This window comes from Streptomyces sp. NPDC003327, assembly GCF_053589515.1.
In genome coordinates this window covers 39,885-59,534 of sequence record NZ_JBSFSA010000027.1, presented here as the reverse complement: position 1 = coordinate 59,534, position 19,650 = coordinate 39,885, and the positions used below count along the sequence as shown (strand labels likewise).

Here is a 19,650-nt window from a genome sequence, read left to right as displayed (position 1 = left end):
GGGCCTGATGGTCCTGCCCGTCGCGTTCTTCGGGGTCTTCTTCGCCTGGCCCGTCGTGTCGATCGTGGAGCGGGGGCTGCGACCCGACGGGGTGTGGCGGTTCGGCCGGATCGGGGAGACCCTGTCGCGGCCGGACATCGTGGACGTGCTCGGGTTCACGGTGTGGCAGGCGCTGGCGTCGACGGCGCTGACGCTGCTGCTCGCGCTGCCCGGCGCGTACGTCTTCGCGCGCTTCGACTTTCCAGGCAAGGGCGTGCTGCGGGCGGTGGTGACGGTGCCGTTCGTGCTGCCGACGGTCCTGGTCGGCACGGCGTTCCTGGCGCTCGTCGGCCGCGGCGGGCTCACGGACGAGCTGTGGGGGCTGCGGCTGGACACGAGCGTGTGGGCGATCCTCCTCGCGCACGTGTTCTTCAACTACGCGGTGGTCGTGCGGACCGTCGGCGGGCTGTGGGCGCAGCTGGACCCGCGGCAGGAGGAGGCCGCCCGGGTCCTGGGGGCCTCGCGTTGGACGGCGTGGCGGTCGGTGACGCTGCCGGCGCTGGTGCCCGCCGTGTCGGCGGCGGCGCTGATGGTGTTCCTCTTCACGTTCACCTCCTTCGGTGTGGTGCAGATCCTCGGTGGTGACGCGTACACGACGCTGGAGGCCGAGATCTACCGGCAGACCGCGCGGCTGCTGGACCTGCCGACGGCGGCCGTCCTCACGATCGTGCAGTTCGCGGCGGTGGGCGCGGTCCTGGCCGTGCACGCCCGGACGGTGCGGCGCGGGGAGAGCGCGCTGCGGCTCGTGGCACCGGAGTCGACCGCGCGCAGGCCGCGCGGGGCCGGGCAGTGGGCGCTGCTCGGGGGCGTGCTGCTGTCGGTGGCGCTGCTGGTGCTGCTGCCGCTGGGGACGCTGGTGGAGCGGTCGTTCGCGGCGCCGGACGGGTACGGGCTGCGCTACTACCGGGCGCTCGGGTCGCTCGACGAGTCGGGCACGTTCCTGGTGCCGCCGCTGGAGGCGATCGGGAACTCACTGCGGTACGCGGTCGTCGCCACCGGGATCGCGGTGGTGGTCGGCGGGCTCGCGGCGGCGGCGCTGACCCGGCGGGCCGGGCGGCTGGTGCGGGGGTTCGACGCGCTGCTGATGCTGCCCCTCGGGGTGTCGGCGGTCACCGTCGGCTTCGGGTTCCTCATCACGCTCGACGAGCCGCCGTTCGACCTGCGGGCCAGCTGGATCCTGGTGCCGCTGGCGCAGGCGCTGGTCGGTGTCCCGTTCGTCGTGCGGACGATGCTGCCGGTGCTGCGGGCGGTGGACGAGCGGCTGCGGGAGGCGGCGGCCGTGCTGGGGGCGTCGCCGTGGCGGGCGTGGCGGGAGGTGGACCTGCCGCTGGTGCGGCGGGCGTTGCTGATCGCGGCCGGATTCGCCTTCGCCGTCTCGCTCGGCGAGTTCGGCGCGACGGTCTTCATCGCCCGGCCCGACAGCCCGACGCTGCCGGTGGCGGTGGCGCGGCTCCTCGGCCGTCCGGGCGAGCTCAACTACGGGCAGGCGATGGCCCTGTCGACGATTCTGATGGTGGTGTGCGCGGTGTCCCTGCTGCTGCTGGAACGGCTGCGCACCGACCGGACCACCGGGGAGTTCTGATGCTGACGCTCGACGACGCGACCGTACGGTTCGGGGCGCGGGCCGCGCTGGACGGCGTGGACCTGGAGGTCGCCGCGCACGAGATCGTGTGCGTGCTGGGGCCGAGCGGGTCCGGGAAGTCGACCCTGCTGCGGGTGGTTGCCGGTCTGCAGCCGCTGACGTCCGGCCGGGTGCTGTTGGGCGGCGCCGACCAGGCGGGGGTGCCGACGCACCGGCGCGAGGTGGGCCTGATGTTCCAGGACCACCAGTTGTTCCCGCAGCGGGACGTCGCCGGCAACGTGGCCTTCGGGCTGCGGATGCGGGGTGCGGGCCGTGCCGAGCAGCGGGAGCGGGTCGCGGAGCTCCTGGACCTGGTGGGCCTGCCGGGGGCGGAGCGCCGGGCGGTGTCGGCGCTGTCCGGCGGGGAGCAGCAGCGGGTGGCGCTCGCGCGGGCGCTGGCGCCGCGGCCCCGGCTGCTGATGCTGGACGAGCCGCTGGGGCAGCTCGACCGGGGGCTGCGGGAGCGGCTCGTGGTGGAGCTGCGGGAGCTGTTCGGGCGGCTCGGGACGACGGTGCTGGCCGTCACGCACGACCAGGGCGAGGCGTTCGCGCTCGCCGACCGGGTCGTGGTGATGCGGGACGGTCGCGTCGCCCAGTCGGGGGCGCCGCTGGAGGTGTGGCGGCGGCCGGCGTCGGAGTTCGTGGCGCGGTTCCTGGGCTTCGACAACGTGGTGGCGGCGACGGTGACCGGGGTCGTGGCGCGGACGGTGTGGGGGAAGGTCCCGGTGCCGGAGGGCTCGCCGCAGGGGGAGCGGCGGGTGCTCGTGCGGCCGGGCGGGGTGCGCCTCGCCGGAGCCGGAGCCGGGGCTGACGCTTGGGCGGGGGCCGGAGCGGGGTCCGAGGCCGCCGGGGCCGGGGTCGGGGCCGGGGTCGGGGACGGCTGGACGGTGGAGTCCCGCACCTTCCGGGGTGCCCGGGTCGCGGTCCGGCTGCGGCCTTCGGACGGCCCGCCGCTGGAGGCGGAGTTCGCCCTGCGGGAGGCGCCGGAGGTGGGCGCGGTGGTGGCGGTGGAGTTCGACCCCGCGGAGATCGTGGTCCTCGGCGCGGGGTGACCGCCGGGGGCGCCGGGCCGGCCGACCGGCGCACCGCCGGGGCGCCGGAACGGCCGGGGCGTCAGGGCGCGGAGAGGCGGGCGAGGGCCGCCGGGGCCTCGTCGATCGAGTCGACCAGGGCGATGCGGGCCGCCATCGGCCGGCCGGCCGCCAGGGCCTCCAGGAGCGGCCAGGCCGGGAGGCGTGCGGTCCAGTGGTCGCGGTCGACGAGGACCATCGGGGTGGGCGCGCCCCGGGAGGCATAGTAGTTGGGGGTCGCGTTGTCGAAGATCTCCTGGACCGTGCCGGCCGCGCCCGGCAGGAAGACGACGCCCGCCGTGGAGCGGGCGAGGAGACCTTCCTCGCGGGTGGCGTTGGCGAAGTACTTCGCGATGCGGGCGGCGAAGGGGTTCGGCGGCTCGTGGCCGTAGAACCAGGTGGGGATGCCGATCGAGTCGCCGCCGCCGGGCAGCCGGCTCCGTACCTCGAAGGCGGCGCGGGCCCAGTCGGTCACGGACGGCGCGAACGACGGGGCCTTGGCGAGCAGGTCGAGCGCCTCCGGCAGGGCCGCGTCGGGGAGCGGGGCCAGATAGGCGCCGAGGTTGGCGGCCTCCATCGCGCCGGGCCCGCCCCCGGTGGCGACCGTGAGCCCGGAGCGGGCGAGCGTCCTGCCGAGACGGGCGGCGCCCGCGTAGGCGTCGGTGCCGCGGCCCGTCGCGTGGCCGCCCATGACGCCGACGACCCGGGCCCCTTCGAGGTGTTCGTCGAGGGCGTCGGAGACGGCGTCGTCGTGGAGCGAGCGGAGCACGGCGGAGAAGATGTCGCCGTCGGTGGCGGTCCGGCCGAACCACTCGTAGGCCAGGAAGTCCGGGGTGGCCTCGTACTCCCGCTCGGCGATCCCGGCGAAGAGCTCGTCGGGGGTGTAGAGGTGGCCCCGGTACGGGTCGAACGGCAGGTCCGGGACGGGCGGGAAGACCAGGGCGCCGTCGGCGCGGACCTTGGCCGCGGCCTCGGGCTGCATGGGGCAGCCGAGGAAGACGGCGTCCGTGGTGGACGCGGCCAGCAGGGCGAAGGTCCGGTCGGTGAGGTCGACCGACTGCACCCGGTGTCCGGCGAGGGAGCCGTGCCGGGCGAGCGCCGCGTCGAACTCGGCCTGGGTGTGGATCTCGCGCCCGGGGCCGCGCGGTCCGCGCGGCCGGTAGGCGGGTGGGGGCGTCGCCATGGGCCCACGATAGGCGGCGGCCGGGTGGGCGGCCCCCAGGTTTTTCAGGGTCCTCACCCCGCCGGGGGGCTCCTCACACGCCGTCCACGACTCAGGCCGTGAGCGGCAGCGCGGCGAGTTCGCCCACCAGCCAGGTGAGGGGCAGGAAGACGGCGAGGAGGGTGCCGGCCCGCATGAGGGCGGCGGTGCGCAGGACGGTCGGCGGGGCGCCGAGCCGCAGCAGCGCCTCGGTGGTGTGGGTGCGGCCCTGCCGGGACTCCAGGGCGGCCGTCAGGAGCGTCGCGGTGGTGCAGGCGACGAGGAGGGTCGCGCCGAGGCCGGTGAGCGGCCCGAAGGCGCTGCCGTCGCCGCCCGGCCCGTACACGGTGGTGGCGGCGAGGACGCCGGAGAGCACCGCGCAGACGACGCCGAGGGGCCGGCCGATGCGGCGGGCCTCGTCCATGAGGACGCGGCCGGCGAGCAGCCGGACCGCGCCGGGCCGGACGGCCTGGAGGAGGCGGCCGCAGCCGTACGCGATGCCGGGGCCCGCGACGGCGAGGCCGAGCGCGGTGAGGACCCAGCCGGCGAGGACCCCGGCCGGGCCGCCGTCGAAGCGGCCGGGCAGCGGGACGACGGAGCCGGAGCCGCCGCGGCCCGCGTACGTCTCGACGGCGAGGCCCACGGCGACGAGGGCGACGCCCCAGGGCAGACCGGACGGCACCGGCCGCTCGGCGCCCTCCGGGGCGGCCGGCCGGGTCCTGGGGCGCAGGGCGAGGCCCGCGGCGACGGCGGCGGTGACCGGCAGGACCGCGAGGAGGGTGAGGGCGGCGGCGAGCGGCACGGGCTGGTCGGCGGCGAGGAGGCCGGCCGCCGCCCCGTCGAAGGGCAGCCCGGTGATGTCGCCGCGCAGGTGGAGGTAGAACAGCAGCGCGACGGCCGAGCCGAGGGTGCAGGCGACGGCGGTGGAGGTGGCCGCGATCGCGGTGAGCCGGGCGGGGCCGAGGCCGACGGCGGACAGGCCGGGCCGGGGCCGGGTGCTGGGGTCGGTACGGGCGACGGCGACGGCGAACTGGACGGTCGCCGCCAGCGGAAGGACGCACCACAGCAGCCGCAGGGCGGCGGTGGCGGACCGATCCGGGTGCCCGACGGCGTACCCGAGGGTGCACAGGAGCAGGAAGCCCACGCCGGCGGCCGCCGCGGCGACGAGGAGCCGCCGCAGCTGGACGAGCGGGTGGGTGCCGCGGACTAGACGGAGAGCGAGCACGCGGCGACGCCCTCCGCCCCTGACGCCGGGGGTACGGTGCCGACCCGGCGTCCGTCGAGGAGCGCGACCGTCCGGTCGGCCAGCGCCGCGACGTCGGGGTCGTGGGTGGCGAGGAGCACCGTGATCCCGTGGGAGCGGGCGGCGGCGGTGAGGGTGCGGAGCACCTGGGCGCCGTCGGCCCGGTGGAGGGAGGCGGTGGGTTCGTCGGCGAAGAGGACCGACGGGGTGGTGACGAGGGCGCGGGCGAGGGCGATCCGCTGGCCCTGGGCGCGGGTGAGCGCGTGCGGCCGCTTGCGGGCGGCGGCGCCGACGTCGAGGCGGTCCAGCCATTCGACGGCGGCGGTCTTCGCGGCCCGGTGCGAGACCCCGCGCAGGAGCAGGGGGAGGGCGGCGTTCTCCCAGCCGGTGAGTTCGGGGACGAGGCCCGGTTCGGGGCCGAGCCAGGCGAAGCGGTCACGGCGGAGCCGTTCGCGCTGGGCGGCGCCGAGGGTGTGGACGGGGGCACTGTTGAACCACACCTCGCCCTGCTGGGCGACGAGCTGGCCGGAGAGGCAGCGCAGCAGGGTCGTCTTGCCGCTGCCCCGCGGGCCGACCAGGGCGAGGATCTCGCCCTCGCGGACGCCGAGGGAGACGCCGCTGAGGGCGTCGGAGCCGTTCAGGGCGCAGTGCAGGGAACGCGCCCAGAGCACGTCGTTGTCCGGTGGGGCCACCATCGCGTACACCTCGAAGTCGGATCTGATGTGTATCCCCCGTGGTCCCCCGTACGGGGGAACGAGGAGACGGGCCTGTGGGTCACTCGGCACCGTAAGGATTCAGATCCGCTTGTACGGACAGCACACGGCCCGGGTCGCCGCCATCCACTCGGATGGCGGCATACCCGGGCCGGGGTCACGCCGTGAGGGCGGCGTGATGCTGCGGGGGCCGTGCGGCCGTTACAGCTTGGTCCACGCCTCGGTGAGGGTGGCGCGGAGGATCTGCTCGATCTCGTCGAACGTGGACTGGTCCGAGATCAGCGGCGGCGCCAGCTGGATGACCGGGTCGCCACGGTCGTCGGCGCGGCAGTACAGGCCGTTGTCGAAGAGGGCCTTGGAGAGGAAGCCGTACAGGACGCGCTCGGTCTCCTCGTCGTTGAAGGACTCCTTGGTGGCCTTGTCCTTCACGAGCTCGATGCCGTAGAAGAAGCCGTTGCCGCGGACGTCGCCGACGATCGGCAGGTCGTGCAGCTTCTGCAGCGTCGACAGGAAGTTGCCCTCGTTGTCGAGCACGTGCTGGTTGAGCTTCTCCTTCTCGAACAGGTCGAGGTTGGCGACGCCCACGGCCGCGGAGACCGGGTGGCCGCCGAAGGTGTAGCCGTGCAGGAAGGTGTTGTCGCCCTTGTAGAACGGCTCGGCGAGCCGGTCGGAGACGATGCACGCGCCGATCGGGGAGTAGCCCGAGGTCATGCCCTTGGCGCAGGTGATCATGTCCGGGACGTAGCCGAACTTGTCGCAGGCGAAGGTCGTGCCGAGGCGGCCGAAGGCGCAGATGACCTCGTCGGAGACGAGCAGCACGTCGTACTGGTCGCAGATCTCGCGGACCCGCTTGAAGTACCCGGGCGGCGGCGGGAAGCAGCCGCCGGCGTTCTGCACCGGCTCCAGGAAGACCGCCGCGACGGTGTCGGGGCCCTCGAAGAGGATCTGCTGCTCGATCTGGTCGGCGGCCCAGCGGCCGAAGGCCTCGGGGTCGTCGCCGTGGATCGGGGCGCGGTAGATGTTGGTGTTCGGGACCTTGTGCGCGCCGGGGACCAGCGGCTCGAAGGGGGCCTTCAGGCCGGGCAGGCCGGTGATGGACAGGGCGCCCTGCGGGGTGCCGTGGTAGGCGACCGCGCGCGAGATGACCTTGTACTTGGTGGGCTTGCCGACCAGCTTGAAGTACTGCTTGGCGAGCTTCCAGGCGGTCTCGACGGCCTCACCGCCACCGGTGGTGAAGAAGACCTTGTTGAGGTCGCCCGGGGCCTCGTTCGCGAGGCGCTCGGCGAGCTCGACGGCCTTCGGGTGGGCGTAGGACCACACCGGGAAGAAGGCGAGCTCCTGGGCCTGCTTGGCGGCGACCTCGGCGAGCTCGGTACGGCCGTGGCCGGCCTGGACCACGAACAGGCCGGCGAGGCCGTCGAGGTACTTCCTGCCCTTGTCGTCGTAGATGTAGGTGCCCTCACCGCGGACGATGGTGGGGACGGGGTTGTTCTCGTACGACGACATGCGGGTGAAGTGCATCCACAGGTGGTCGTAGGCGGTACGGGAGAGGTCCTTGCTCACGGCTATCGGGTTCCCCACATGTAGGTCTGCTTCTTGAGCTTCAGGTAGACGAAGCTCTCGGTGGAGCGCACGCCGGGGAGCGTGCGGATCCGCTTGTTGATCACATCGAGAAGGTGGTCGTCGTCCTCGCAGACGATCTCCACCATGAGGTCGAACGAGCCCGCGGTCATCACCACGTACTCGCACTCGGCCATGGCCGTCAGCGCCTCGGCGACCGGATCCAGGTCACCCTCGACGTTGATGCCGACCATCGCCTGTCGCCGGAAGCCCACGGTGAGGGGGTCGGTGACGGCGACGATCTGCATGACGCCCTGGTCGAGCAGCTTCTGGACGCGCTGTCGCACGGCCGCCTCGGACAGGCCGACGGCCTTGCCGATGGAGGCGTACGGACGGCGTCCGTCCTGCTGGAGCTGCTCGATGATCGCCAGGGAGACGGCATCGATCGTCGGGGACGAACCGGTTCCGGTTCTGGAGTCTGCGCTTCGACTGGCCACGCCTTCACTGTGCACCGAGATGCTCCGTCTTGCAAGCCGGGAGCGATGAAATTCGTTGTGATCCGCTCGCGATCTCACCGAATCCGAAGTTGGAAGGGCTCAGGCCTGTTGAAAGCGTCGGTGAAGCGATTAGGCTGAGGTGTCTCGCCCATCGGGACAGCGCACAAGGACGTGCGACGACAGAACGTGACAGGAGGGGTGGCAAGTGACCACCGAGCTGCGCCGGCTGCGCAACTACATCAACGGGGAGTTCCGGGACGCGGCCGACGGCCGCACGATCGACGTGATCAACCCCGCCACCGGTGAGGTGTACGCGACGTCCCCGCTCTCCGGCCAGACCGACGTCGACGCCGCCATGGAGGCCGCCGCGGCCGCCTTCCCCGCCTGGCGCGACACGACGCCGGCCGAGCGCCAGAAGGTGCTCCTCAAGATCGCCGACGCCTTCGAGGAGCGCGCCGAGGACCTGATCGCCGCCGAGGTCGAGAACACCGGCAAGCCGGTCGCCCTCACCGCGAGCGAGGAAATCCCCCCGATGGTGGACCAGATCCGCTTCTTCGCGGGCGCCGCCCGGCTGCTCGAGGGCCGTTCAGCCGGCGAGTACATGGAGGGCATGACCTCCATCGTCCGCCGCGAGCCCGTCGGCGTCTGTGCCCAGGTCGCGCCCTGGAACTACCCGATGATGATGGCCGTGTGGAAGTTCGCCCCGGCGCTCGCCGCGGGCAACACCGTCGTCCTCAAGCCCTCGGACACGACCCCCGCGTCGACCGTCCTGATCGCCGAGATCATCGGCCAGATCGTCCCCAAGGGCGTCTTCAACGTCATCTGCGGCGACCGCGAGACCGGCAAGGCCATGGTCGAGCACCCGGTCCCGGCGATGGCCTCCATCACCGGCTCCGTCCGCGCCGGCATGCAGGTCGCCGAGTCGGCGGCCAAGGACGTCAAGCGCGTCCACCTGGAGCTGGGCGGCAAGGCCCCCGTCGTGGTCTTCGAGGACACCGACATCGCCAAGGCCGTCGAGGACATCTCCGTCGCCGGCTTCTTCAACGCCGGCCAGGACTGCACGGCCGCGACCCGCGTCCTCGTCCACGAGTCCATCCACGACGAGTTCGTGGCCCAGCTCGCCAAGGCGGCGGCCGACACGAAGACCGGCCGGCCGGACGACGAGGACGTGCTCTACGGCCCGCTGAACAACGCGAACCAGCTGAAGCAGGTCGCGGGCTTCATCGACCGCCTCCCGGCGCACGCCAAGGTCGAGGCCGGTGGCCACCGCGTCGGCGAGCAGGGCTACTTCTACGCCCCGACCGTCGTCTCCGGCCTCAAGCAGGACGACGAGATCGTCCAGAACGAGGTCTTCGGCCCGGTCATCACCGTCCAGTCCTTCACGGACGAGGCCCAGGCCCTGGAGTTCGCCAACGACGTCGAGTACGCCCTGGCCTCCTCCGTCTGGACCAAGGACCACGCCCGCGCCATGCGCATGTCCAAGGCCCTCGACTTCGGCTGCGTGTGGATCAACACCCACATCCCGCTCGTCGCCGAGATGCCCCACGGCGGCTACAAGAAGTCCGGCTACGGCAAGGACCTCTCCGCGTACGGCTTCGAGGACTACACGCGCATCAAGCACGTGATGACCTCGCTGGGCTGATGCCCTGAGGCACCGTCACGAGGGGCGGCCGGAACCCGGTTCCGGCCGCCCCTCGGCGTTTCCCGGCGGGGCCAGCGGGCGTGCCCCGCTCACCCCGGCGTTTCCCGGCGGGCCCCCTGTTTTTGAACATGTTCAGAGTGGGCGTAGGGTGGCGGCATGAGCGACCCGAACGGGCCGAGAGCCCTTCTCGCGCGCATCCGCGCCTGGCTGATCGTCTTCGTCGTCTGCCTCGTCCTCAGCGGGGTCACCGCCTTCCCGCTCGTCACCGAACTCCGCCTCCTCGACGGCGCCCTGGCCGGCTGGGCGTCGCCGGTCGCCGACGCCCTCCCCGGCCTCGCCGAGTGGATCCACCGGGTACGGGGCGGACTGGAGACCGCCGACGCCGACGCCCCGTACCTCCTCTACGGCACCGACTGGCTGGCCTTCGCCCACCTCGTCATCGCCGTCGCCTTCTGGGGCGCCTACCGCGACCCCGTCCGCAACGTCTGGGTCGTCGAGTTCGGCATGATCGCCTGCGTCGGCATCATCCCGCTCGCCCTGATCTGCGGGCCGATCCGGGACATCCCCTTCTGGTGGTCCGTGATCGACATGTCCTTCGGGGTCGTCGGCATCCTGCCGCTGCTCCACGTCCGCCGGCTGATCAAGCGCCTGGAGGCGGCCGCCCCCGAGGTCACTCCGACGGCGTCCCGAACGTCGCCAGCGTGATCTCCAGCGCCGTACGGTTCGCGTCCTCGCCCTTCGCGTCCGTCGCGTTGACGCTGTAGACCAACGTCCGCTCCCCGTGGCGGGTCGAGGCGATCGCCGCGTTGTACCCCCAGCGGCCACCCGTCTTCCCCCACACCTCCCGCCCACCGAGCCGCCGCATCCCCAGGCCGACGGCGTACGCGGCGGGCTCGCCGGTCCTGAGGTCGGTGACCCCGGGCAGCGTGAACATCTCCTCAAGCAGCGGACCGCGCACCACCCGGCCCCCGAACAGGGCCCGCGTGAACCGCTCCAGGTCGGCGGTGGTCGACACCAGGTCGCCCGCCGCCCACCCGTCCGTCGTCCCCCAGACGGAGACGTCCCGCAGGCCCGTCGCGCCGTCGTCCAGGCGCATCGTCTGGTAGCCGTGGTTGTACGGGCCGCGGATCTCCGGCTCCCCACCCGGGAAGTACGTGTCCCGCAGCCCCAGCGGCCGCAGGACCCGGCGCTCCACCTGCCGCTCGAACGCCTCGCCCGTCACCCGCTCCACCAGGAGGCCGGCGATCGTGTAACCGATGTTCAGGTAGTGCTGGCGGGTGCCCGGCCGGAACTCCCGCGGCTTGGCGGTCGCCGAGCGGACCATCGCCTGCGGATCGTGGACGTCGAAGCGGTGCGCGTACCACTCCTCCACGGTCCGGCCCGGGAAGTCGGGCGCCGGGATGCCGTGCGTGTGGTTGAGAAGCTGACGCACCGTCACCGTCGCGTACCGGCCGGGAATCAGCTCCGGGAGGTACGAGCGGGCCGACCGGTCCAGGTCGATCCGGCCCTCCGCCGCGAGGTGCAGCACCGTCGCCGCCGTGAACACCTTCGTCACCGAACCGGCCCGGAAGCGCGCCCCCGGGTCCGCCGGGAGCCCCGACTCCAGATCGCGCACCCCCGCGCTGCCCCGCCAGGAGCCCTCCGTGCCGCCGATCCGCACCAGCGCCGCCGTCGCGTCCGCGCGCGGCAGGCCCGCGATCACCGCGCTCGGATCCGGGGCCGCCGTCCCGGTCACCGCCTCCGCCGGTCCGGTCGCCACCGGCGCGGAGGCGAAGGCCGGGGCGAGCGACGGACCCGCGGCGACGCCCAGGACCAGACTCGCGGCGAGCAGGGCGCGGGTGGTCTTCCTCATGGTCAACTCCGTTGGTGTGAGCCTTCGTTCTCGACGGCTCCATCCTGCTGACCCGCGGCGACGCGCGGATCGCCCGCACCGGCGGTCTTCGCCGTGTCAGTTCCTCACCGGCGCGGGGGAGGGCCCCGGGCCCCCGGCTCCCCCGGGCGGGGGAGGAGCGGGCGCCACGAGACCCGTCTCGTACGCGCAGATCACCGCCTGGATCCGGTCCCGCAGCCCCAGCTTCGCGAGGACGTTCCCGACGTGCGTCTTCACCGTGTGCTCGCTCACCACCAGCTCGGCCGCGATCTCCGCGTTCGACAGGCCCCGCGCCAGCAGCAGCAGCGTCTCCCGCTCCCGGCCGGTCAGCGCCTCCAGCCGCACGTCGGGGACCGTCCTGCGCGGGCCGCCCGCCGTGTACTGCTCGACGAGCCGCCGCGCCACCGACGGCGCCAGCAGCGCATCGCCCGCCGCCACCACCCGCACCGCGTGCACCAGGTCGTCGCGCCGCACGTCCTTCAGGAGGAAGCCGCTCGCCCCCGCGTGCAGCGCCTCGTACACGTACGCGTCGGTGTCGAAGGTCGTCAGGATCACCGTCCGGCAGGCGCTCTCCGCGCCGATCGCCCGGCACGCCTCGATGCCGTCCATCCGGGGCATCCGGACGTCCAGGAGCGCCACGTCCGGGGCGTGCGCGCGGACCGCCTCCACCGCCGCCGCGCCGTCGCCGGCCTCCGCCACCACCTCGATGTCCGGCTGCGCGTCCAGGATCATCGCGAAGCCGCTGCGCACCAGCTCCTGGTCGTCGGCCACCACCACGCGGATCGTCACGTCCCCACCTCCGCCGAGGAGGGTACGGGGAGCCGCACCCGCACCTCGAAGCCCCTCCCGTCCGGGCCCGGGCCCGCCGTGGCCGTCCCGCCGTGCGCGGCGGCCCGCTCCCGGATGCCGACCAGGCCGTGGCCGTGGCCGCCGACGGGCGCCCCCGGGCGGGGGCCGCGCCCGTCGTCCCGCACGAGGACGGTGAGCCGCCCGTCGGCGTGGTCGAGCCGCACGGTCGCCGTGCGGGCCCCGGCGTGCCGGACGACGTTGGTCAGCGCCTCCTGCACGATCCGGAAGACGGTCGCGCCGGTCGCGGAAGGCAGCGCCCTGACCCCGCCGGTCGTCTCGTACGCGACGTCGAGGCCGCCGGCCCGTACCCGCTCCAGGAGGCCCGGCAGTTCGGCGAGGTCCGGCTGCGGCGCGCGCGGCGCCGACACCGTCCCGTGCCCGCCGTCCCCGTCCCCCTTCCCGTACCCGTACCGGGCCGTCGCCCCGGCGGGGGGTCCGGTCACCGGACCGCCGTCGCGCAACACGCCCAGCATGCGCCGCAGTTGGTCCATCGCCTCGCGGCCCGTCGCCGAGATCGCCTCGAACGCCGCCTCGGCCCGCTCCGGTGCCGCGCGGACCGCCACCGGGCCCGCCTCCGCCTGCACCACCATCAGGCTCACGGCGTGCGACAGGATGTCGTGCATCTCCCGGGCGATCCGGGCCCGTTCACGCGCGGCGGCCCGCTCCGACTCCACCCGCTGGGCCCGCTGCCGGGCGTCGGTCAGCCGCCCGAAGACGTACGCCGCGCCGAACACGAAGAGCGAGAAGGTCAGTTCGCGCGCCGACCGGGTGTTGAGCCACACCGACACCGGGACGGCGACGAGCATCAGCACCGCCGTCGTCAGCCGCTGCCACCCGGGCGCGAGCGCCGCGACCGTGTGCACGGCCACCAGGCCCGTGTACGGCAGCGGCTGCCCCGGCCCGTCCACGGCCAGCTGGTACAGCGCGCTCGCGGCCATGATCGCCAGCAGGACGGCGAGCGGCGCGCGCCGCCGCCAGACCAGCGGCAGCACGGTGAGCGTCGTCAGGCCGTACGCCGCCCAGGTCGCCGGGGGCAGCCCGGGCGCCCGCGGCACCACGAACGGCATCGTCACCGCCGCCTGCACCAGCAGCGCGACCCCGATGTCCACCGCCCACGGGTTGGCCGCCCCCCAGCCCCGCGCCCGCTCCCACCGGCCCCGCACCTCCCCCCGTATGCCCATGGATCACGCCCGGCCCTTCCGCAGCACCGCGGCGAGCGCGTCGACCCGGTTGGTGGTGATCGCGTCGGCGCCGCTCGCGACGAGCCGGCGCATCGTGCGGGAGGTGTCGGCGGTCCACGCCGAGAGCAGCAGGCCGTCCCGGTGCACCCGCTCGGCCAGGGCCCGGCTCACCAGACCGAAGCGGTAGTTGAGCCACCGCGGCCGCACCGCGTCCAGGAGCAGCTTCCGCGGCGGGGCCAGCGAGGTCCAGGTGAGCGCGATCTCCGCGTGCGGGTCGGCCGCCCGGACCTGGAGCATGGCGACGGCGCCGGCGCAGTAGTAGACGCGCTCGCCGGCCCCGGCCTCGCGGACGGTCCCGACGATCGTGCGGACCGAGTCCTCGTTCCCGCCGGGCAGGTCCAGCATCAGCCGGTGGTCCCCGGCCGTGATCAGCGCCTCCCGCAGCGTCGGCACCCCGCCGCGGGTCACCTCCCCGACCTCCGCGTGCGTGAGCGAGGCCAGCGGCCGGTCGTGCCCCCACAGCCGCTTCAGGGTGTCGTCGTGGAGGAGGACGGGCACCCCGTCCCGGGTGAGCCGGACGTCGACCTCGACCGCGTCCGCCCCTCGCTCGATCGCCGAGGCGATCGAGGCGAGCGTGTTCTCCCGGACGCGGTACGGGTCGCCGCGGTGACCTACGACAGTGACGATGCGCATGCCCCCATTCTCGACGCCGTCAGCGGGCCAGCCAGGCGTCCGTGTACGTGTCGATCTCGGCGGCCAGCCGCGCCTTGCCCGCCGGGTCGAGGAACGAGGCCTCCACCGCGTTCTTCGCGAGGGCGGCGAGGCCGCGCTCGTCGAGGCCGAGGAGCCGGGCGGCGACCGCGTACTCGGTGTTCAGGTCGGTGCCGAACATCGGCGGGTCGTCGCTGTTCACCGTCACCAGGACCCCGGCGTCCACCATCTGCCGGATCGGGTGCTCCTCCATGGTCGCCACGGCCCGGGTCGCGATGTTCGAGGTCGGGCAGACCTCCAGGGCGATCCGGTGCTCCGCCAGGTACGCGAGCAGCTCCGGGTCCTGGACGGAGCTGGTGCCGTGGCCGATGCGCTCGGCGCCCAGGTCGCGGATCGCGTCCCACACGGTGCCCGGTCCCGTCGTCTCGCCCGCGTGCGGGACGGAGTGCAGACCGGCCGCGCGGGCCAGGTCGAAGAACGGCTTGAACTGCGGCCGCGGTACGCCGATCTCCGGGCCGCCGAGGCCGAAGGAGACCAGGCCCTCGGGGCGCAGCCCGTCGGTGGTGGCGAGCCGTGCCGTCTCCTCGGCGGAGACCAGTCCGGCCTCGCCGGGGATGTCGAAGCACCAGCGCAGGACCGTGCCGAACTCGGCCTCCGCGGACTTGCGGGCGTCCTCGATGGCCGCCATGAAGGCCTGCTCGTCGATGCCGCGGCGGGTGGAGGAGTACGGGGTGATGGTCAGCTCGGCGTAGCGGATGTTCTGCCGGGCCATGTCCCGGGCGACCTCGAAGGTCAGCAGGCGCACGTCCTCCGGGGTGCGGACCAGGTCCACGACGGAGAGGTAGACCTGGATGAAGTGCGCGAAGTCGGTGAACGTGAAGTAGTCGGCCAGCGCCTCCGGGTCCGTCGGAACCTTGGAGTCCGGGTGCCGGGCCGCGAGCTCGGCGACGATCCGGGGGGACGCGGAGCCGACGTGGTGGACGTGCAGCTCGGCCTTGGGAAGGCCCGCGATGAAGGGATGGAGATCGCTCATCGGGTCATCGTAGGCCGGACGATTCCCCCCGCGGAGTGAAGCCGTAGCATGGCGGGACCACGATGGGGGAGGGCCCATGTCAGACAACCGAGAGCAGAGGCCGGGGGACTTCGACCCGGCGGACCCGTGGGCTCCGCCCAACCGCGACGGGGTCGAGGTCAGCAAGGGGGCCGTGCCGCCCGCCCCGCCGGTGCACGACCAGCCGACCATGACGTCCATGCCGCTCGGCGGCGGCCCGGCCGGGGACGTCCCGCCGCCCCCGGTGGCGCCCGGCGGCCCGGCGGCCGGCGCGGGGACGTACGGCTACCCGCCGGCGGCCACGCCGTCGACGCCCGCCTACGGCTACCCGACGACCCCGGCCGCGCCGGCCACGCCCTCGTACGGCTACCCGCCCTCGTACGGCGGCGGCTACGGGGGCCAGCCCGGCTGGGGCGCGGCGCCGCAGAACGGCATGGGCACCGCGGGCATGGTCCTCGGCATCCTGGCCATCGCGCTCTTCTGCTTCTACGGCGTGCCGAGCCTGGTCCTGGGCGCGCTCGCCCTGATCTTCGGCATCCTCGGCCGCAAGCGGGTCCAGCGCGGCGAGGCGAACAACAGCGGGCAGGCCACCTCCGGCATCATCATGGGCGCGATCGGCATCGCCCTGGGCATCCTGATGATCGCCTTCTGGGGATGGTTCATCGCCAACATCGAGAAGTTCGAGGACACCGACTCCGGCGACCCGTACGGGTCGAGCCTCGTCGTGGACGCGGACCGCTGAGCCCCACGAGCGCTCCCGCGTGACGGGCCCCGCACCCCCGCCGGGTGCGGGGCCCGTCCCCTGAGCCCCCGCCCGGGTGCGGGCACGCCCCGTGACCCCCGGACAGCGCCCGCACCGTCAGAGCGAACCGCCGCGCAGCCGGTCCCTGGCCTCCATCAGGGCGAAGCCCAGGAGGTTGAGCCCCCGCCACGCGGACGGGTCGTGGGCGCGCCGGTCGTCGGCGGCCAGCCCGATGCCCCAGATCCGGTCCAGCGGGCTGGCCTCCACCAGGACCCGCGTGCCCGTGCCGAGCAGATACGCCCGCAGGGACTCGTCCGAGGCGAACTTGTGGACGCTGCCCTCGACGACGACGCCGAACCGCTCCCGCTCCCACACCGCGTCGTCGAAGCCCCGCACCAGCCGGCCGGCCTTCTTCGCCTCCGCCGGGGTGCGGGCGTCCAGCGCCGCCCGCTCCGCCTCGGCGTCGCCGAAGAGGCGGGCCTTGCCGGCCATCATCCAGTGCTCCGCCGTCGCGTACCGGACGCCGTCGACGGTGAAGGGCGACGGCCACCACTGGCTGAGACAGCTCTGTGTGAGCCGTCCGTCGGGGTGCGGACGGTGGCCCCAGAAGTGCAGCCACTTCACCCGGTCACCCCGCCTGACCTGCTCCGTCAGCGTGTCGATCGTGTTCATGCACGCGAGTCTGGCAGCCGCCACGGACACTCCGTACGGAGATTTTTCGGCCGCCTCGACACATGGTCGACCGATTCCGTCGCGTAACCAAAAGGCAACAACGGAATCCCTTGTTGGGCCGGGATCACTCTGTCAGGATCGGCACTCAATTCGAGCTGGGACAACGGAGAGCGTCATGGGCAACCGCTTCCAGGTGACGGACCGCTTCGCGGACGGCGCGCAGTACATCGGCGGGCGGCTGCGGCCCGGAACGTCGGGTGAGGACCACAGCGTGATCGACCCGGCGACGGGGGAGAGCGTGCTCACCTACGCGCTCGCCTCCACCGCCGACGTCGACGCGGCCGTCGCCGCCGCCCAGGAGGCGTTCCCCGGCTGGGCGGGCGCCACCCCGGGCGAGCGCTCCGACGCGCTGCACCGCCTCGCCGGCGTCCTCGCCGAACGGGCCGAGGACTTCGCCCGCGTCGAGTCCCTCCAGTGCGGCAAGCCCCTCAAGCTCACCACCGAGTTCGACGTGCCCGGCACGATCGACAACACCGCGTTCTTCGCCGGGGCGGCCCGGCACCTCCAGGGCCAGTCGGCCGGCGAGTACAGCGGCGACCACACCTCGTACGTACGGCGCGAGCCGATCGGGGTCGTCGGCTCCATCGCCCCCTGGAACTATCCGCTCCAGATGGCCGCCTGGAAGATCCTCCCGGCCGTCGCCGCCGGCAACACCATCGTCCTGAAGCCGGCCGAGCTGACCCCGCTCACCTCGCTGATGTTCGCGCAGGCGGTCACCGACGCCGGCATCCCCGACGGGGTCGTCAACGTCGTCACCGGCGCCGGACGGACCGCGGGCGAGCACCTCGTCGGCCACGACGGCGTCGCCATGACCTCCTTCACCGGCTCCACCCCGGTCGGCAAGCGGGTCGCCGAGATCGCCACCTCCACCGTGAAGCGGCTCCACCTCGAACTCGGCGGCAAGGCCCCCTTCGTCGTCTTCGACGACGCCGACCTGGAGGCCGCCGCCCACGGCGCCGTCGCCGCCTCCCTCATCAACAGCGGCCAGGACTGCACCGCCGCGACCCGCGCCTACGTCCAGCGCCCGCTCTTCGACGCCTTCGTCGCCCGGGTGGCCGAACTCATGGAGACCGTCCGGCTCGGCGACCCGTTCGACCCGTCGACGGACCTCGGCCCGCTCGTCAGCTTCGCCCAGCGCGACCGGGTCGCCGCCTTCGTCGAGCGCGCCCGCGGCTGCGCGACGGTCGTCACCGGCGGCGAAGCCCCTGGTGGCGCGCTCAAGAACGGCGCATACTACCGTCCCACCCTGATCACCGGCGCGGCGCAGGACAGCGAGGTCGTGCAGTCGGAGATCTTCGGACCCGTCCTGGTGGCCCTGCCCTTCGACGGCGACGACGAGGGCATCCGGCTCGCCAACGACACCCCGTACGGCCTCGCGGCCTCCGCCTGGAGCACCAGCGTGTACCGGGCGAACCGGGCCACCCGCGAGCTCAGGGCGGGCTGCGTCTGGGTCAACGACCACATCCCGATCATCAGCGAGATGCCGCACGGCGGCTCCAAGGCCTCCGGCTTCGGAAAGGACATGTCCGCGTACTCCTTCGAGGAGTACACGCAGGTCAAGCACGTGATGTACGACAACACGGCGGTGGCGGCCAAGGACTGGCACCGCACGATCTTCGGGGACCGATAGCAGATCAGCCGCCCGACCAGCGGCCTACCCATCCCGAAAGGGCACAGCGCATGGAGCAGTACGAGCCCGACCGCCTGTCCGCAGCGCAGCTGGCGGCCATACGGCGCAGCATGACGAGTGGCCGCGGCGCCCTGAGCCGCCGGTCGATGCTGCGCGCGGGCGGTGTCGGCGCCCTCACGATCGGCGGCCTCGCCGGTCTGAGCGCCTGCGGCATCCCGCCGGCGAAGCGGGAGGGCCAGGGGCCCGCCTCCACGGACTTCTCGGCCAAGGAGAAGAGCCTCTCCTTCTCCAACTGGACCGAGTACATGGACGTCAGCGAGGACGAGAAGTCCCGGCCGACCCTGGAGGCGTTCACGAAACGCACCGGGATCAAGGTCAAGTACACCGAGGACATCAACGACAACGTCGAGTTCTTCGGAAAGATCAAGCCGCAGCTCGCGGCCGGCCAGGACACCGGCCGCGACCTGATCTGCGTCACCGACTGGCTGGCCGCCCGCATGATCCGCCTGGGCTGGGCGCAGAAGCTCGACCCGTCGAACCTGCCCAACGCGTACGCCAACCTGTCCGCCCAGTTCCGCCGCCCCGACTGGGATCCGGGCCGGTCGTACTCGTATCCCTGGACCGGCATCTCCACCGTCATCGCGTACAACGTGAAGGCGACCGGCGGGAAGAAGGTCGACTCGGTCACCCAGCTCCTCGACGACCCCGCCCTCAAGGGCCGGGTGGGCTTCCTCACCGAGATGCGGGACTCCGTCGGCATGACCCTGCTCGACATGGGCAAGGACCCGGGGAAGTTCACCGACGCCGACTACGACGCGGCCATCGGGCGCCTCCAGAAGGGCGTGGACAAGAAGCAGATCCGCCGCTTCACGGGCAACGACTACACCTCGGACCTCGACAAGGGCGACATCGCCGCCTGTCTGGCCTGGGCCGGTGACGTCATCCAGCTCCAGGCGGACAACCCGGACATCCGGTTCTCGATCCCGGCCGCCGGCTACATCACCTCCAGCGACAACCTGCTGGTGCCCACGCAGGCCCGCCACAAGGCGAACGCCGAGAAGCTCATCGACTACTACTACGAGCTGCCGGTGGCCGCGCAGCTCGCCGCGTACATCAACTACGTGTGCCCGGTCGACGGGGTGAAGGACGAGCTCGCCAAGATCGACCCCGAGCTCGCGAACAACACGCTGATCCTCCCGGACAGGGCGATGGCGAAGAAGTCCCGCGCCTTCCGCTCGCTCACCAGCGCGGAGGAGACGGCGTACGAGGAGAAGTTCGCCAAGCTCATCGGCGCCTGA

General features: G+C 73.3%; 18 protein-coding genes. 7 read left to right on the top strand and 11 right to left on the bottom strand.

Annotation, left to right across the window (positions count from 1 at the left end; translation table 11 throughout):
* Positions 1 to 7 precede the first annotated feature (7 nt).
* Both ACWDVG_RS20640 and ACWDVG_RS20635 read left to right on the top strand, forming a co-directional pair.
* Positions 8 to 1,621, top strand: a complete 1,614-nt coding sequence (locus ACWDVG_RS20640) for an ABC transporter permease (RefSeq protein WP_451700771.1) — start codon at positions 8 to 10, stop codon at positions 1,619 to 1,621.
* Complete coding sequence (locus ACWDVG_RS20635; protein WP_451700746.1) at positions 1,621 to 2,712, top strand: ABC transporter ATP-binding protein; 1,092 nt, start codon at positions 1,621 to 1,623, stop codon at positions 2,710 to 2,712. Before ACWDVG_RS20640 ends, ACWDVG_RS20635 begins: the two co-directional genes overlap by 1 nt.
* A gap of 61 nt (positions 2,713 to 2,773) precedes the next feature.
* Here the strand turns inward: ACWDVG_RS20635 and ACWDVG_RS20630 are convergent, their stop codons facing one another.
* From ACWDVG_RS20630 to ACWDVG_RS20610, 5 genes are all read right to left on the bottom strand, one after another.
* Positions 2,774 to 3,913 carry an LOG family protein gene (locus ACWDVG_RS20630; protein WP_451700745.1) on the bottom strand — a complete coding sequence of 380 codons (1,140 nt, stop codon included), beginning with the start codon at positions 3,911 to 3,913 and terminating at the stop codon, positions 2,774 to 2,776.
* Positions 3,914 to 4,004: 91 nt separating this feature from the next.
* Entirely contained in the window at positions 4,005 to 5,156 is a 1,152-nt protein-coding gene (locus ACWDVG_RS20625; protein ID WP_451700744.1) for a hypothetical protein, read from the bottom strand.
* Entirely contained in the window at positions 5,138 to 5,869 is a 732-nt protein-coding gene (locus ACWDVG_RS20620) for an ABC transporter ATP-binding protein (RefSeq protein ID WP_451700743.1), read from the bottom strand. Before ACWDVG_RS20620 ends, ACWDVG_RS20625 begins: the two co-directional genes overlap by 19 nt.
* Positions 5,870 to 6,088: 219 nt before the next feature.
* Entirely contained in the window at positions 6,089 to 7,468 is a 1,380-nt protein-coding gene (locus ACWDVG_RS20615) for an aspartate aminotransferase family protein (protein WP_451700742.1), read from the bottom strand.
* Positions 7,453 to 7,959, bottom strand: coding sequence for an Lrp/AsnC family transcriptional regulator (locus ACWDVG_RS20610; protein WP_451700741.1), 507 nt, complete (start codon positions 7,957 to 7,959; stop codon positions 7,453 to 7,455). The genes ACWDVG_RS20615 and ACWDVG_RS20610 overlap by 16 nt, the downstream gene beginning before the upstream one ends.
* A gap of 190 nt (positions 7,960 to 8,149) precedes the next feature.
* On the opposite strand from ACWDVG_RS20610, the gene ACWDVG_RS20605 reads away from it, so the two are divergent.
* Positions 8,150 to 9,586 carry a gamma-aminobutyraldehyde dehydrogenase gene (locus tag ACWDVG_RS20605; RefSeq protein ID WP_451700739.1) on the top strand — a complete coding sequence of 479 codons (1,437 nt, stop codon included), beginning with the start codon at positions 8,150 to 8,152 and terminating at the stop codon, positions 9,584 to 9,586.
* 156 nt (positions 9,587 to 9,742) lie between these two features.
* Positions 9,743 to 10,291 carry a hypothetical protein gene (locus ACWDVG_RS20600; RefSeq protein ID WP_451700738.1) on the top strand — a complete coding sequence of 183 codons (549 nt, stop codon included), beginning with the start codon at positions 9,743 to 9,745 and terminating at the stop codon, positions 10,289 to 10,291.
* Here ACWDVG_RS20600 and ACWDVG_RS20595 read toward each other — a convergent pair.
* The 5 genes from ACWDVG_RS20595 to ACWDVG_RS20575 all read right to left on the bottom strand — a co-directional run bounded on the left by ACWDVG_RS20595 (position 10,257) and on the right by ACWDVG_RS20575 (position 15,230).
* Positions 10,257 to 11,438 carry a serine hydrolase domain-containing protein gene (locus ACWDVG_RS20595; RefSeq protein ID WP_451700737.1) on the bottom strand — a complete coding sequence of 394 codons (1,182 nt, stop codon included), beginning with the start codon at positions 11,436 to 11,438 and terminating at the stop codon, positions 10,257 to 10,259. The two genes, ACWDVG_RS20600 and ACWDVG_RS20595, sit on opposite strands and share 35 nt — an antisense overlap.
* 96 nt (positions 11,439 to 11,534) lie before the next feature.
* Entirely contained in the window at positions 11,535 to 12,245 is a 711-nt protein-coding gene (locus tag ACWDVG_RS20590; protein WP_451700736.1) for a response regulator, read from the bottom strand.
* On the bottom strand, positions 12,242 to 13,486 hold the full coding sequence (locus ACWDVG_RS20585) for a sensor histidine kinase (protein WP_451700735.1): 1,245 nt from the start codon (positions 13,484 to 13,486) through the stop codon (positions 12,242 to 12,244). The genes ACWDVG_RS20590 and ACWDVG_RS20585 overlap by 4 nt, the downstream gene beginning before the upstream one ends.
* 3 nt (positions 13,487 to 13,489) lie before the next feature.
* A complete protein-coding gene (locus ACWDVG_RS20580) occupies positions 13,490 to 14,179 on the bottom strand; it encodes a glycerophosphodiester phosphodiesterase (protein WP_451700734.1) in 690 nt (229 codons plus the stop codon).
* Between the two features lie 19 nt (positions 14,180 to 14,198).
* Positions 14,199 to 15,230: an adenosine deaminase gene (locus tag ACWDVG_RS20575; RefSeq protein ID WP_451700733.1), complete on the bottom strand. Its 1,032-nt coding sequence runs from the start codon at positions 15,228 to 15,230 to the stop codon at positions 14,199 to 14,201.
* A gap of 76 nt (positions 15,231 to 15,306) precedes the next feature.
* Between ACWDVG_RS20575 and ACWDVG_RS20570 the strand changes: the two genes are divergently transcribed.
* The gene (locus ACWDVG_RS20570) at positions 15,307 to 15,990 is read left to right on the top strand and encodes a DUF4190 domain-containing protein (RefSeq protein WP_451700732.1); all 684 of its coding nucleotides are present in this window, start codon (positions 15,307 to 15,309) and stop codon (positions 15,988 to 15,990) included.
* A gap of 117 nt (positions 15,991 to 16,107) precedes the next feature.
* On the opposite strand, the gene ACWDVG_RS20565 is transcribed toward ACWDVG_RS20570, so the two are convergent.
* A complete protein-coding gene (locus tag ACWDVG_RS20565) occupies positions 16,108 to 16,662 on the bottom strand; it encodes an NADAR family protein (RefSeq protein ID WP_451700731.1) in 555 nt (184 codons plus the stop codon).
* A gap of 175 nt (positions 16,663 to 16,837) precedes the next feature.
* On the opposite strand from ACWDVG_RS20565, the gene ACWDVG_RS20560 reads away from it, so the two are divergent.
* Positions 16,838 to 18,352: a gamma-aminobutyraldehyde dehydrogenase gene (locus ACWDVG_RS20560; RefSeq protein WP_451700729.1), complete on the top strand. Its 1,515-nt coding sequence runs from the start codon at positions 16,838 to 16,840 to the stop codon at positions 18,350 to 18,352.
* A 50-nt stretch (positions 18,353 to 18,402) separates the two neighbouring features.
* Entirely contained in the window at positions 18,403 to 19,650 is a 1,248-nt protein-coding gene (locus ACWDVG_RS20555; RefSeq protein WP_451700728.1) for a polyamine ABC transporter substrate-binding protein, read from the top strand.